Below are 13,429 nucleotides of genomic sequence, written 5' to 3'. Positions count from 1 at the left end.
CTTCATCCTTCATCCTTTCCCCACCGGATCATCCGGCCAGTGGTGCTTGGGATACCGGCCCTTCAGATCCTTTTTCACCTCCGCATAGGTGCGGGCCCAGAATCCCGCGAGGTCGCGGGTTACCTGCACGGGGCGCCGGGCGGGGGAGAGCAGGTGCAGGGTGAGCGGCACACGGCCGTCACCCACCCGGGGCGTCTCCATCAAACCGAAGATTTCCTGGATGCGCACCGCCAGGACCGGCGCGTGCGGGTCGCTGTAATCGATGCGCAGGCGTGAGCCGCTGGGTACCGTCAGATGGGTGGGTGCGATGGCGTCCAACCGCTTGAGCTGACGCCAGTCCAGCAGCCCCTGCAGCGCCGCCACCAGGTCCAGCCGGGCCAGATGGTCCAGTCGGCTCATACCGGCCATAGACGGGCCGAGCCAGTCCGCCAGGCCATTCAGTAGCGCCTCGTTCGAGACGTCCGGCCAGCCGCCTTCGGGCTCCAGGACGCGGGCGAAGGCCATGCGCTGGCGCAGGCGCTCGCTGTCCGGGGCCCAGGGCAGGCAGCGCAGGCCCCGGTCGTGGATGGCCTGGACGAGAAGGTCCGTGACCGCCTGGGGGTCGGCCGCCTGCAGCGGGCGGCTGCCCAGGCGCAGGGCGCCGAGGCGACGTGCCCGCTGTGCCACCACCCCCTGGATTGACTCATCCCATGCCAGGATGTCTTCCTCGGTGATCGAGCCGGCCAGTTCGTCCTCCAGACGGCTGCGCTCCAGGGGCGCGGCGAGCCGGATCAGCGCGTCGCGTCCGGTGTCGTCGAGCACGGCGGCGACCAGGCATTCGCAGGCTTGCAGATCCTCACCCTCGCGCATGCGTGCGCCACGACCCCCGGAAAGCAGGAAACGACCATCGATGCCTTCACGACGCAGCGCAATGCGATCCGGATAGGCCAGTGCCAGCAGCAGGCCCGTGCTGTCTGCGTCCACGGCCTCCCGGGGGTCCAGTTCCAGCTGTCCCGCCCGACGTGCCGCGAGGGTGCGGATGCGCCTGAGTGCGCCCTGCGCCACGCCCGGTCCCGACCGGTCTCCGGCCGCCAGGCGCATCCTCAGACGCAGGTCCGCCCCCGCCCCGGCGGGCAGCGGATCCCGTTCCTCCAGGAGGGCGGTGAGGACGCAGGCCGTGCGCCCGAGGCCCAGATCCCTGGCGCGAAGGAGCATGTGAGCGAGGCGGGGGTGGGTGCCCAGTGCCTCCAGGGCCCTGCCGTGGGCGGTGGGCCGGCCGGCAGCATCCAATGCGCCCAGGTCGCGCAGCAGGTCGTGGGCCTGGGAGAGGGCGGCCGCCGGCGGCGGATCGAGCCAGGCCAGTTCATCGGCGTCGGCGCCCCAGCAGGCGAGTGTCAGTGCCAGCGGCGCCAGATCGGCGCTCAGGATCTCGGGCGTGGTCCGGGCCGGCAGCCGGGCATGGGCCTCCTCGGACCAGAGCCGGATGCAGACGCCGGGCTCCAGTCGTCCGGCCCGCCCGCAACGCTGATCCGCGCTCGCCCGGCTGATGGGCACGGTCTCCAGGCGTGTCAGTCCGGTACGCGGGTCGAAGACGGGCTTGCGGGCAAAGCCGGCATCCACCACCACGCGGATACCCTCGATGGTGAGACTGGTCTCGGCGATGTCCGTGGCCAGCACCACCTTGCGTTGCCCCGGCGGCGCCGGCCGGATGGCTGCATCCTGCGCCTCGGGCGCAAGTTGTCCGTAAAGGGGGAGGATATGGGTGGACGAGTCAGCCTGGGCCTCCAGGGCCCGGGCGGTGGCCTCGATCTCCCGCTGTCCGGGCAGAAACACCAGGATGCTGCCGGATTGTTCGGTCAGCGCGGCCCGCACGGCCTGCGTCACGGGCGCTGCAATGCTGCGTGCGTCCGGTGCCGGGCCGCCGTAGCGGATGTCCACCGGAAAGCTGCGTCCCCGGCTCTCGATCACCGGCGCACCGCCAAGCAGGGCGGCCACGCCAGCCGTGTCCAGGGTGGCCGACATGACGAGAATGCCCAGGTCGGGGCGCAGCAGCTGGCGGGCATGCAGGCACAGGGCCAGCCCGAGGTCCGCCTGAAGGCTGCGTTCGTGGAACTCGTCAAAGATCACGATGCCTATGTCTTGCAGGGCCGGGTCGCGCTGCAGGCGCCGGGTCAGGATGCCTTCGGTGACCACCTCCACCCGGGTGTCGGGTCCTCCGACGCGATCGAGCCGGGTGGTCAGCCCGATGGTATGCCCCGGTTTCTCACCCAGATGCCAGGCCAGGCGTCGGGCGGCTGCCCGCGCGGCGAGGCGGCGGGGTTCCAGCATGAGGATCCCCGGGCCGCCCAGCCGCCCGGTGTGAACCGCTTCCAGCAGGGCCAGCGGCACGCGGGTCGTCTTGCCCGCACCGGGTGGTGCCTGGAGGACAGCGAGGCCTTTTGTTTCAAGTGCTTGAAGGAGGCCGGGGAGGCAATCCTCGACCGGCAGCGGCGGGGTGGTTATTCGCATTCCGATAAGCGGACTTGCTAGAGTTGGGGACTTTGCGCCCGGCAAGGGGCGTGCCATTAACGCCATCATAACAGGGGCCGTCAGCCCCGGAGGAGTTGTCATGCGCAGGATCACAGGCTGGCTGTTCGTGGGTTGCCTTTTCGCAGGCATGGCCGCGACCCAGGCCGGGGAGATGCACGACTGGTGGGATGACGCCTGGTGGGAACGGGGAGAATTGGCGATTCCGGAGAATCACGCCGTGGCGGTGACCCGGGACAGCTACCTGTCCGGTGATGTGGAAGTCCCCGTCATGATCGCCCGGCCCGATGACGATCGGAAGTATCCGGCCGTCCTGTTCGCGCACGGCCGGCGCGGGCTCGATAACCTGACCGAACCCCTGGTGACCCGACTGGCCGCACGCGGTTTCGTGGTGGTGGCCCCGGATCTCTACACCGGTCGATTCATCAGTGCCATGCCCATCGAGCATGACTACGTGCTGGAGGAGGATCTTAATCTCGGTTTGGATTTCCTGCTGGCCCGGGACGACATCAGCAGCAGCCGGGCGTGCGTGTACTCGCACACCCGGGGCGGATACTACGCGCTGAAGGTGGCCGTGACCTTCGAACGCCAGGAGCGGGATCTGGCGTGCTACGTGTCCTATTATCCGCACATGCAGGATCCCAACGCGCCGGAGCCCATGCAGGTGTATCGCTATGCGTCGGAGGTGGACGATCTGACCCTTCCCACGCTGGTGTTCGTGGGGGAGCACGAGCAGTATCAGCGCAAGCGGGGTATCGAGATGTCCATCACGGCGCTGCGCAATCGGGACAGGCCGGCGCAATTGGTGGTATACCCGGGTGTCGGGCGCGCGTTCGACTTCCGACCCACCGAGGTGCGCACATTCGCCGATGACCTGGCGGCGAAGGACGCGGTGCAGCGCGCCGCACGGTTCATGCGCCAACACCTGGAATGAGACGCGGGCCCCACTGAAGGATGGAATCCGCAGCCGGCCGAGCGGTCCAACCGGTCATGATGGAACGCCTTAACCCCGGCCTGCTTGCGGGCCTGCTGATCATCCTGCTGGGCCTGGCCGGCTGCGCCAGCCCGGTACCCGAGCCCATCCGCCAGGCCCCGCCGAGTCAGCCCCAGCCGAATGAGGTACGTGCCGACGAGGCACGCTTTGAGGGGGTCACCGTGCGGTGGGGCGGGGTGATCGCCGCGGTAACGAACCGCGCCGAGGATACCTTGTTGGAGGTCGTGTCCCGGCCGCTTGCCCGCGGCGGGCGGCCGCAGCTCACCGATGCCACGCAGGGGCGTTTTCTGGCGCGGGTGGACGGGTTCCTCGATCCCGCCGTCTTTGCGCCGGGCCGTGAGATCACCGTGACGGGCACGGTGGCTGGCCTGGAACCGCGCACCGTGGGTGAGTTCCCGTATCCCTACGTGCGCGTTGACGTGGATATGCACTACCTGTGGGCTGTCCGCGAGCCCATCCGCGAGCCGTACTATTCACCGTGGTGGTACGATCCCTGGTATCCGTACCACCCCTATTATCGTCCGTGGCACCCCTATCATCCCTTCCACGATCCGTGGCGCCGCTGGTAGGGTTGGTCGAGGTTCAAGATTCAAGATTCAAGATTCAAAGGCGAAAACCCCGGCGCCACCATCTGCCCATTGAACTTTGAATTTTGAATCTTGAACCTCGTTATTGCGGAGCATCCCATGCGTTATCTGATCATCCTGACCCTCTCCCTGGCGCTGCTGTACGGCTGCGCAACCGGGCCGCGCTACGAAACCGAAGGCGTGGCCGTGGATCTCGTGCCGGCCGAGGTGGCCGCCAGCCCCGGCGTGTACACGGGCGCCCGGGTGATCTGGGGCGGCATGATCGTGGCCACCCGCAATCTGCCCGATTACACCGAGATGGAAGTGCTGGGTTATCCGCTCGGCGGCGCCCAGCGGCCCGACACGAGCAGGACGGCCCAGGGCCGCTTTCTGGTGCGCCAGCCCGGCTACCTGGAGGAAGTGGATTACCGTCAGGGAAGGCGGGTGACGGTCACCGGGCGTCTGGGCGAGAACGTGGACGGTCAGGTGGGTGAGGCACCCTATGTCTACCCCGTGGTGCATGCGGACGACATCCACCTCTGGCCGTGGGACCGCCACGCGGATCGCGACAGCCGCACCCGGTTTCATATCGGGGTGGGCGTGATCTTCACCCGCTGAGCGCTGACGAGAAGTGACTGATACCTAGCCCGGTCATTTCCTCCGCCTCATGGGGAAGGGCCAGGGTGGAGGAGGTTTCCAGGAGGCCCGGCGCCCCTCCCCAACCCTCCCCGCGCAAGCGGGTGAGGGGGTCAATTGCCGCAAGGCCAGGGAGTGGTTTCCCTTGCCACTTGCCACTTGAGACTAGCCACTGCTCCTCCGCCACTGCTCTAATAGGGCCATGGTACAGTCGGGCTCGGAACACCAGTTGTGGTTCACACGCCGCCGCGGGGCGGTGAGCGGGCCGTATCCCTCCGGTCTGGTGTCAAGGTACTTGATTCTCGGACGCCTGGACCTTCATGACGAGGTGAGCACGGACCGGGAGAACTGGTGGCCCATTTCTGACTACCCGGAACTGGTGCCGCCCGAACTGCTGCTGCCGGACGATGCGGAAGGCCGCGAGGCACGCCTGCGCGCACGGCTGCGCGAGGACGAGCGCAAGTCCCTCAATCGCCGCGAAGGGGAGGAAGCGCCGACCGCTGATCGGCGCAGAACGGAGCGGCGGGCCCCTGAGCCCGCGGAACTGGTGCATCACCGAATCCAGCGGGAACGCCTCACCCAGGCGGAGCCCCGCGAGCAGGCTCCCGGATCGGTCCCCTGGGTGGTGGCAGGCGTGGCGGTGGCCCTGGTGCTCGGGCTGCTCATGTTCCAGGGCGACGGGGGCCGCGAGGCGGTGGCCGAGCCGGACTGCATGGCTCCGGCGGCCCCCGGCGTGAACTGGAGTTACTGCCGCAAGAGCGGGCTGGATCTGCGCGGCGTGGACCTGTCAGGATCGGTGCTCATGAGCACCGACTTCATGGCGGCCCACCTGTCGGGCGCCCGGCTCCGGGAGGCGGACCTTGACTACGCGGACATGCGGCGCGCCGACCTGAGTCACACGGACCTGAGCCGCGCCTCGCTCGTGGGCGCCATCCTGCAGGAAACCCGCCTGGAAGGCGCCCGCCTGGCCGGCGCCAATCTCAGCTACGCGGACCTGCGCGGTTCCTTGATGGACGGGGTGGACCTGCAAGAGGTACAGCTGAGCCGCGCCATGTGGATAGACGGCCGGGTGTGTGCGGATGGGTCGGTGGGGGAATGTTTGTGAAGCGAATTCAAGATTCAAAATTCAAAATTCAAAGTGGAAACCCCCGGAATCACTTGCGCCAGGAATTGGCACGTACCCCTTTGAATCTTGAATCTTGAATTTTGAATTTTGAATTTTGAATCTTGAATTTTGAATCGCCTTTATCCAACCAGACGTTCGAAGATCCTGAAACCCGCCACATAGGTGCCGACAGCCGAGCCGATGGTGGTGAGGATGAATACCAGCAGGATCCGTGACACGCGGTTTCGCCACCAGCCGCCCGGGTGACTGGTGTCCTGCTTGAGCCGGGCGAAATCCCCCACGCTGGGCTTTCGCACCAGGGTTTCCACGCCGGCCGCCACAAAGCCGACCCCGATGGTGGGGTTGAGTGAGGTCAGGGGGGCGGCCAGCGCGGCGCTGACCACCGTCACCGGGTGCGCCGCCGCGATCACGGCACCGGTGGCGGCCAGCCCGCCGTTGATCAGCACCCAGTCCAGGACCAGCTGCCAGCCCAGTTCCGGGTTGCGTGAAAAACCGATGGCGAAGCCGGTCAGCACCAGCACCACGATCACCCAGGGCAGGACCTTCGGCCATCGTGCCGGCGGCGGTTCCTGGTCCAGAGAACGGATCACTGCCTGGGGAGAGTCGGTGCACTCGGCCTCCAGGTTCTCCCGGATTCCCTTGAGGTGCCCCGCGCCGACCACGGCCAGGATATGCCGGTAGCCGCCCTGTGCGGCCTCCTGGCGTAGCCGGGCCGCCATGTAGCGGTCCCGTTCGGCGATCAGCGGCTGGAACAGCGCCTGGGATTGCTGGGCGAACTGGTTGAAGGTGGACTCCAGGATATCCCCCTCCTTGAGGCGCTCGATTTCCTCCTCGGTGATCTTTTCCTTGCTCATGAGGCCGGCCAGCAGACCACCGAACAGCCCGAACCGTTGCCACCACGGCACGTTGCGATAGCAACGCTTCAGCGTGACCCCCACCTCACGGTCAATGAGCAGGACGGGCAGGTGATCGGCCTGGGCCTCGCGGATAGCAGAGCGCATCTCCGCGCCCGGTTCGATGCCGAACTGCTCGGCCAGGCGCTGCTGGTAGGCGCCCAGGGCGAGGCTTGCGGTGACCATGGGCACCTTGCCCTGACGCAGCACCTGGAAGAGGTCCATGCGCGCCAGGTCGTCGGGCCGCACGATGGCATTGTGCCGGCTGGGGCACAGCTCTACCGCCACCGCGTCATACTCGCCGCTGCGGATCAGGGTCTCCACGGCCTCTGCGGAAGCCCGCGAGACGTGGGCCGTCCCCAACACCGTAATGAAGGTGTCGCCCACCTGGACGGTGAACCGGGGCTCTTGGTTGGTGAGATTGGACATCGAAGGGGTCAGCGGTTGTAGAGGCGGCACATTAGCAGGCGGGGCGGGGGAAACCAAGGATGAAGGCTGAATGCAGCATTCAGCACTCAGCACTCAGCACTCAGCAATCAAAAATAGGGCTGGTTTCATTCATCCTTCATCCTTCATCCTTTCACTGAAGTTCCTCCAGTCGCCTCAGCACCCGTTCCGCGCGTTCCACGTGGGCGCCCAGTTCGCGGTGCTCCGGGGCCAGGGCTGTCAGGGGGCGCCAGACGTCAAGGGCTTCGCGGATGCGACCCTGGGCATAGAGGCGCAGGCCGCGCTCCAGTCCGGCGCTGACGCGGGTATCGATGGCGCGGTTCAGGCCGGGGCGCAGGCGACGCAGGTCCTCGTTGTCCGGGTGGCGCCGGGACAGACCGTCCAGCAGCTGCCGGGCCAGTACCAGGTCTCCACCGCGCAGGGCCGCGTGATATCTGTCCAGCAGGGCCTGGTCCTGCTCGGTCCAGGTCTCGTCGTCCCGGGGATCAACGATCGGCTGGGCCTGCAGCACCTCAAGGCGGGCCTGCCGGGCGGCCTCCGCCTCCTCCAGGCGCCGGGCGCTCTCGTTCAAGGGGGCGAGCGCATGGGCCAGCGTCAGGGCCTCCACGGCCAGCAGCGGGTCGTCGGCATCCAGTGCCGCCTCGCCCAGTTCCATGAGGTCCGCCGCCAGTTCCCGGGCTTCCCGTTCCACGCGCTGGTGTTGCTGGCGCGCCCGGTAGTTGCCGGGAGAGAGCCGGTGGAGTTCCTCGATCATGGGTCGTTCGCGGATCAGCCCGTGCGCCCGGGCCAGCAGCAGCCGCATGCGCAGGGCGCGCACGTGGTGCTGGCGCTGCACCTCAAAGGCCTCGTAGGCCGACTGCAGGGCTTCGCTGTCCGGCAGCACGCTCAATCCGTGCTGGTAGCGTTCCCGGGCACGGGCCCAGTCCTCCACCCGCAGATAGGCTGCGGCTTCGATGAGAATGCCCTGTTCGAACTGTCCCGCACGGCGGCGCAGGTACTCGCGCTGGGACAGCAGCCTGGCGTTGTCCGGATCACGTTCGATCAGGCGCTCCAGCGCGGCCAGGGCACGCCCGTACTCGCCGGCCTCAGTCAGCTCCTCCACCCGCTCGGGCCCTTCCTCATCAAGCAGCGGCGCCAGCGCGGCACAGCCGCCCAGCAGGAGCAGTAATGTGATGGTCAGGACAAGCTTCAAGCGAATCGTTCCCGGGGCAGCGAATGGTCCAGGTCACAGTTTGAATCATACGCCGTCCCCGTGGCTACGAGGCGGGGACTACCGAACGGCTTTGGCTGAAGGTGGCTTCGAATGCATCATAAAGGCTGTCCTCTCGCAAAGACGCGAAGCACGCAAAGAACTTCAAGATATTATCTTGTTCTTGGTTTCTTCTTCGCGCGCTTCGCGTCTTTGCGAGAGACCGGTTTTTCATTCGGAATGTGCTACCAGGGCTGCAAGCAGGCGCCTCGGCTCACCGCTGGCGAAACCCTGATAGCAATCATTCCCCTTCGTGTCCTTCGTGCGCTTCGTGGTTATAAAAACCGCCCTACAACAGCGGCACAATCAACAGGGCCACGATGTTGATGACCTTGATGAGCGGGTTGATGGCCGGGCCGGCGGTGTCCTTGTAGGGGTCGCCCACGGTGTCGCCGGTGACCGCCGCCTTGTGGGCATCGCTGCCCTTGCCGCCGTAATTTCCGTCCTCGATGTACTTCTTGGCGTTATCCCAGGCGCCGCCGCCGGCGGTCATGGAAATGGCCACGAAGATGCCGGTGATGATGGTGCCGATCAGCATGCCGCCGAGCGCCTCCTTGCCGAGCAACACGCCCACCAGCACCGGTGCCAGCACCGGAATCAGCGAGGGGACGATCATCTCGCGGATGGCGGAGCGGGTGAGCATGTCCACCGCTCTCGAGTAGTCGGGCTTCTGGGTGTGGTCCATGATGCCCGGCATCTCTCGGAACTGCCGCCGCACTTCGTTGACGATGCCGCCCGCGGCCCGGCCCACCGCCTCCATGGCAAGGGCGCCGAAGAGGTAGGGGATCAGGCCGCCGATGAACAGGCCGATGATGATCATGTGATTGTCGAGGCTGAAGTTGATCAGCTCCGCCGCCGAGCCGCCCATGGCGTGGGTGTAGTCGGCGAACAGCACCAGGGCGCCCAGGCCGGCCGAGCCGATGGCGTAGCCCTTGGTCACTGCCTTGGTGGTGTTGCCCACGGCATCCAGCGGGTCGGTGACGTTGCGCACCTTCTCGTCCAGCTCGGCCATCTCGGCAATGCCGCCGGCGTTGTCGGTGATGGGCCCGTAGGCATCCAGGGCCACGATGATGCCGGTCATGGACAGCATGGTGGTGGCGGCGATGGCGATGCCGTACAGGCCCGCCAGTTCGTGGGACAGCCAGATGGAAAGGCACACGGCCAGAACCGGTGCCGCGGTGGCCTTCATGGACACGCCCAGGCCGGCGATCACGTTGGTGCCGTCGCCGGTGGTGGACGCCTCCGCGATGCGGCGCACCGGTGAGAACTGCGTGCCGGTGTAATACTCGGTGATCCACATCATGAAGCCGGTCAGCGCGAGGCCGATCAGCGCGGCGAAGTACAGGTTCATGCTGCTGATGTACTCGCCCCCGCCGATGCTGAAGGTGTCTCCCACCATCCAGAGCGTCACGGGGTAGAAGGCCACTGCGGCGAGCACGCCGGAGACGATCACGCCCCGGTAGAGGGCATTCATGATCTTGCCCCCCTCGCGCACGCGCACGAAGAAGGTGCCGATGACCGAGGCGATGATGGACACGCCGCCCAGCACCAGCGGGTAGATGGCGGCCACCTCGCCCGCCTCGGTGAGCAGCAGGGTGCCCAGCAGCATGGTGGCGATCACGGTGACCGCGTAGGTCTCGAACAGGTCGGCGGCCATGCCGGCGCAGTCACCCACATTGTCGCCCACGTTGTCGGCAATCACCGCGGGGTTGCGCGGGTCGTCCTCGGGGATCCCGGCCTCCACCTTGCCCACGATGTCCGCGCCCACGTCGGCGCCCTTGGTAAAGATGCCACCGCCCAGTCGCGCGAAGATGGAGATCAGCGAACCGCCGAAGGCCAGGCCCACCAGGGCGTGGATGGCATCCCCCATGGAGACGCCCATGCCCACCAGGATGGCGTAGTAGCCGGCCACGCCCAGCAGGCCCAGTCCCACCACCAGCAGGCCGGTGATGGCGCCGCCGCGGAAGGCCACCTGCATGGCGGAGTCCAGCCCGTGGTTGGCCGCCTCTGCGGTACGCACGTTGGCGCGCACCGAGATATGCATGCCGATGTAGCCGGCCAGTCCGGAGAAGATGGCGCCGATGGCGAATCCGATGGCGGTGGCCAGCCCGAGGAAGGCACCCACCAGCAGGCAGAGCACGATGCCGACGATGCTGATGGTGGTGTACTGGCGGTTCAGGTAGGCGGAGGCGCCCTCCTGGATGGCGGCGGCGATCTCCTGCATGCGGCTGGAGCCAGCGGGCTTGGCAAGGATCCATTGCACGGAGACAGCGCCGTAGATGATCGCTACGACGGCGCAGACCAAGGCGAAGATAAGTCCTGCGGACATGACGACTCCCCTTTCTTGTTGAATGTTTCGGTCCCGGGGCCGGAGTGCACTCCCGCCCCGGGGCCGGGCTCCACCCTCCTGGATTCGGCCGGGACGGGCGTGCCGGGTCCGGGCCTACTGTATACCGTGACCGTACCGCTCCACCACCGGCGTGCCGATGAGATGCGTTCGTCCGGGAATCAGGCGACGGGCCCCGGCGAAGCATGGCCCCGGTATGGGTCGAGCGCATTGACGAAGGTCATGCCCCCATCTCATCCAGCAAGGCGTCCAGGCGGGCATCCAGGTCCGGATCGCCGCCCGCGGCACGGATGCGACACGTTCGCACAGGGGCCTCCCGGCCGCGCACACGGATGTCGTCGCTGCGCGCGCTCAGTATACAGGGTGCGACACGCGGATCATCGGCCATGTCCTGGGGCACCACGATCTCGCCCGGCTCGGCCAGTGCCATCAGCCGGGAGGCCAGATTGACCGCGTCACCCACCACCGTGTACTGCATGCGTTCGTTGGCCCCCAGATTGCCGGCCAGCATGGTTCCGCTGTTGACACCGATGCGAAAGGACACAGGTGTCTCGCGCCGGGCGTTCAGCCGGATGACGAGGCGCTGCAGCATGAGCGCGCAGGTCAATCCGTGCAGCCTATGCTCGGGGTCCGGTTCGGTCGCACCGAATACCACCATGGCGCAGTCGCCGATGAACTTGTCGATGCTGCCGTGGCAGTCACTGGCGATGCGCGTGATGTAGCCGAAGTACTCGTTGAGCAGGTCCGCCACCTCGGTGGGTGAAAGGCGCTCGGACAGGGCCGTGAATCCGGCGATGTCGGCGAACAACACGGTGCCCTCCACCTGCCGGCCTCCCAGTTGCACCTGCTCCAGGTTGGCGAGGATCTGGCGTGCCACGCCGGGCGAGACATAGCGGGACAGGGCGGCCTCCACCTGGGATTTCTCCAGCAGTCCCCGGGCCATCTCGTTGAACGATTCCATGAGATGGCCGATCTCGTCGTTGCGACGTTCGGTGAACCGGAAACCATAGTTGCCGGCGCCGATGGCGCGGCTGGCGTCCATCAGGTGGTCGATGGGTCTGGACAGCCGCTTGCCGATCACCCCGGCCGCGATGCTGGCCAGCAGGGCCATCACCAGCGTGGCGCTGACCAGCAGCCATACCGCGCGGCGCGTGGTCGCTTCCAGAGGCGCGAGGCTGTGGGCGACACGGGCATGACCCACTTCCAGTTCCTGGAAGCGGATCGGCACCTGCCAGGACGCCACCGGCTCGTCGCTCCCGGGCAGGCGCCAGCGGACCCCCTGACCCCAGGGCGTAGTGCTGGCCGGGTTCACGCGATGCACGCCGGCTTCCGCCAGCGGGATGCCGTCCAGCGTGAAGATGGCAGCGCCGCGCACACCCTCGCTGGCCGCGAGGTTGTTGACCAGTGCGCCGAGGGCCAGCCGGTCCTCGGCCAGCACCAGTTCGGCGGAGGCGCCGGCCAGCTGGTGCGCCATGGTTTCGCCAAAACGCTCCGCCTGGGCGCGCAGGGTCTGTGTGTGTTGATTCAGGAGAATGACCCCCAGCGCTCCCATGACCACGACGGCCAGGGCGGCGATGACCAGGGCCAGCTTGACGGCCACGGGGACGTGGCCCGCCGGCCTTGATCGCCTTTCGGGATGCGTCTGTCTGCCAAGTGCCCGACTGTTCATGAGACGGAGCGTCTCGCCTTGCCCGCCGCCGGCTCATGCAGCCATGCGCGCCAGGCACGGAACAGGTCCGGATCCAGTGCGGCGACCGCGGACACGGTCCCGGTGCCGCGGCAGCACAGGGTTTCTCCCTCCAGGGTCTCGCACTGCCCGCCCGCCTCTGACAACAGCAGGATGCCCGCGGCCAGGTCCCACACCTTCTGGCCGCCATGGAGGTACACATGGCCGCGCCCGGCCGCGAGCCAGGCCCATTCAAGGGCGCAGCTGCCCAGGTTGCGCTGGGATCCGTAGGGCGGCCGGTGAACCAGGCGTCCGGCCAGGTCGTGGGGCAGACGCTTGAGGTCCACCAGGGCAACGCTGCGGGCCAGGGGCACGTCGAAACGGCGTGTGTCAAGCGTCTGCCCGACGCCGCCGTGGTGCAGCCAGGCGCCCTGATCCCTGGCCGCACTGAAGCATTCGTCCCGCACCGGATCGTAGGTAACGGCCAGATGCGGCTGCCCCCCGACCAACAGGGCCAGGGAGACGGCGAACAGGGGCAGGCCGGCCGCAAAGTTGCTGGTCCCGTCCAGTGGATCCAGACACCACAGCGGGCGGGACTGGTCCGCCAGAAGGCCGCGCTGCACCGTGCTGTCCATCTCCTCGCTGAGAAAATCGACGTGCGGCCAGCGGCTTGCCAGCGCCCGGCGCAAGCGCCGGTCCACCGCCAGATCCGCCTCGGTCAGGATGGACCCATCCGCCTTGACCGTGTGGCCGACGCGGTTGAAACGCGGCAACAGCTCTTCCCGGGCCGTAGAACGCACCAGTTCGGCGACGGCGCCGAGATCGGGCAGGGATTGTTCGGTGGTGGTCATGACCTGCGATTCTAACCCGGATGGAGGGGTAGGACTTGTGAAGTCGGATGCCGGAATTGGGAAGTGGGAGGCAGGAAGTGAGAAGTGGGAATTGGGAAGTGAAACCACCCTCACCCTGCCCTCTCCCTGAGGGAGAGGGCAGGGTGAGG

At 67.2% G+C, this 13,429-nt stretch carries 10 protein-coding genes; 4 read left to right on the top strand and 6 right to left on the bottom strand.

The features are described 5' to 3' along the window. Nucleotides 1-9 precede the first annotated feature (9 nt). A complete protein-coding gene (gene hrpB / locus B1C78_RS00855) occupies nt 10-2,487 on the bottom strand; it encodes an ATP-dependent helicase HrpB (RefSeq protein WP_077277259.1) in 2,478 nt (825 codons plus the stop codon). Nucleotides 2,488-2,587: 100 nt separating this feature from the next. Between hrpB and B1C78_RS00850 the strand changes: the two genes are divergently transcribed. The 4 genes from B1C78_RS00850 (at nt 2,588) to B1C78_RS00835 (ending at nt 5,806) form a co-directional block, all read left to right on the top strand. Further along, nucleotides 2,588-3,439, top strand: a complete 852-nt coding sequence (locus B1C78_RS00850) for a dienelactone hydrolase family protein (RefSeq protein WP_077277258.1) — start codon at nt 2,588-2,590, stop codon at nt 3,437-3,439. A 56-nt stretch (nt 3,440-3,495) separates the two neighbouring features. Further along, nucleotides 3,496-4,068: a Slp family lipoprotein gene (locus B1C78_RS00845; protein WP_139349759.1), complete on the top strand. Its 573-nt coding sequence runs from the start codon at nt 3,496-3,498 to the stop codon at nt 4,066-4,068. 117 nt (nt 4,069-4,185) lie between these two features. Next, nucleotides 4,186-4,683 (top strand): Slp family lipoprotein, encoded by a 498-nt coding sequence (locus B1C78_RS00840; RefSeq protein ID WP_077277257.1) that lies wholly within the window; start codon nt 4,186-4,188, stop codon nt 4,681-4,683. Nucleotides 4,684-4,996: 313 nt separating this feature from the next. Next, nucleotides 4,997-5,806, top strand: coding sequence for a pentapeptide repeat-containing protein (locus B1C78_RS00835; RefSeq protein WP_245795255.1), 810 nt, complete (start codon nt 4,997-4,999; stop codon nt 5,804-5,806). A 140-nt stretch (nt 5,807-5,946) separates the two neighbouring features. Here the strand turns inward: B1C78_RS00835 and B1C78_RS00830 are convergent, their stop codons facing one another. The 5 genes from B1C78_RS00830 to B1C78_RS00810 form a co-directional block, all read right to left on the bottom strand. Further along, a complete protein-coding gene (locus B1C78_RS00830; protein WP_077277255.1) occupies nt 5,947-7,149 on the bottom strand; it encodes a TraB/GumN family protein in 1,203 nt (400 codons plus the stop codon). 151 nt (nt 7,150-7,300) lie between these two features. Next, complete coding sequence (locus B1C78_RS00825) at nt 7,301-8,359, bottom strand: tetratricopeptide repeat protein (RefSeq protein ID WP_245795254.1); 1,059 nt, start codon at nt 8,357-8,359, stop codon at nt 7,301-7,303. Between the two features lie 346 nt (nt 8,360-8,705). Next, entirely contained in the window at nt 8,706-10,745 is a 2,040-nt protein-coding gene (locus tag B1C78_RS00820; RefSeq protein WP_077277254.1) for a sodium-translocating pyrophosphatase, read from the bottom strand. A 238-nt stretch (nt 10,746-10,983) separates the two neighbouring features. After that, the gene (locus B1C78_RS00815; RefSeq protein WP_245795253.1) at nt 10,984-12,363 is read right to left on the bottom strand and encodes an adenylate/guanylate cyclase domain-containing protein; all 1,380 of its coding nucleotides are present in this window, start codon (nt 12,361-12,363) and stop codon (nt 10,984-10,986) included. Between the two features lie 65 nt (nt 12,364-12,428). Further along, entirely contained in the window at nt 12,429-13,280 is an 852-nt protein-coding gene (locus B1C78_RS00810) for an inositol monophosphatase family protein (protein ID WP_077277252.1), read from the bottom strand. Between the last annotated feature and the right edge of the window lie 149 nt (nt 13,281-13,429).

It is taken from the genome of Thioalkalivibrio denitrificans (genome assembly GCF_002000365.1).
In the GTDB taxonomy this organism is placed as follows: Bacteria; Pseudomonadota; Gammaproteobacteria; order Ectothiorhodospirales; family Ectothiorhodospiraceae; genus Thioalkalivibrio_A; species Thioalkalivibrio_A denitrificans.
The sequence above is the reverse complement of the archived record's forward strand: the minus strand, read 5'-3'. Positions and strand labels throughout refer to the sequence as shown.

Excerpts from the sequence above, each read along its gene's own strand:
- B1C78_RS00845 (WP_139349759.1), top strand. The coding sequence starts at position 3,496 with ATGATGGAACGCCTTAACCCCGGCCTGCTTGCGGGCCTGCTGATCATC.
- B1C78_RS00810 (WP_077277252.1), bottom strand. The coding sequence starts at position 13,280 with ATGACCACCACCGAACAATCCCTGCCCGATCTCGGCGCCGTCGCCGAA.
- B1C78_RS00820 (WP_077277254.1), bottom strand. The coding sequence starts at position 10,745 with ATGTCCGCAGGACTTATCTTCGCCTTGGTCTGCGCCGTCGTAGCGATC.
- hrpB (WP_077277259.1), bottom strand. The coding sequence starts at position 2,487 with ATGCGAATAACCACCCCGCCGCTGCCGGTCGAGGATTGCCTCCCCGGC.
- B1C78_RS00850 (WP_077277258.1), top strand. The coding sequence starts at position 2,588 with ATGCGCAGGATCACAGGCTGGCTGTTCGTGGGTTGCCTTTTCGCAGGC.
- B1C78_RS00840 (WP_077277257.1), top strand. The coding sequence starts at position 4,186 with ATGCGTTATCTGATCATCCTGACCCTCTCCCTGGCGCTGCTGTACGGC.
- B1C78_RS00830 (WP_077277255.1), bottom strand. The coding sequence starts at position 7,149 with ATGTCCAATCTCACCAACCAAGAGCCCCGGTTCACCGTCCAGGTGGGC.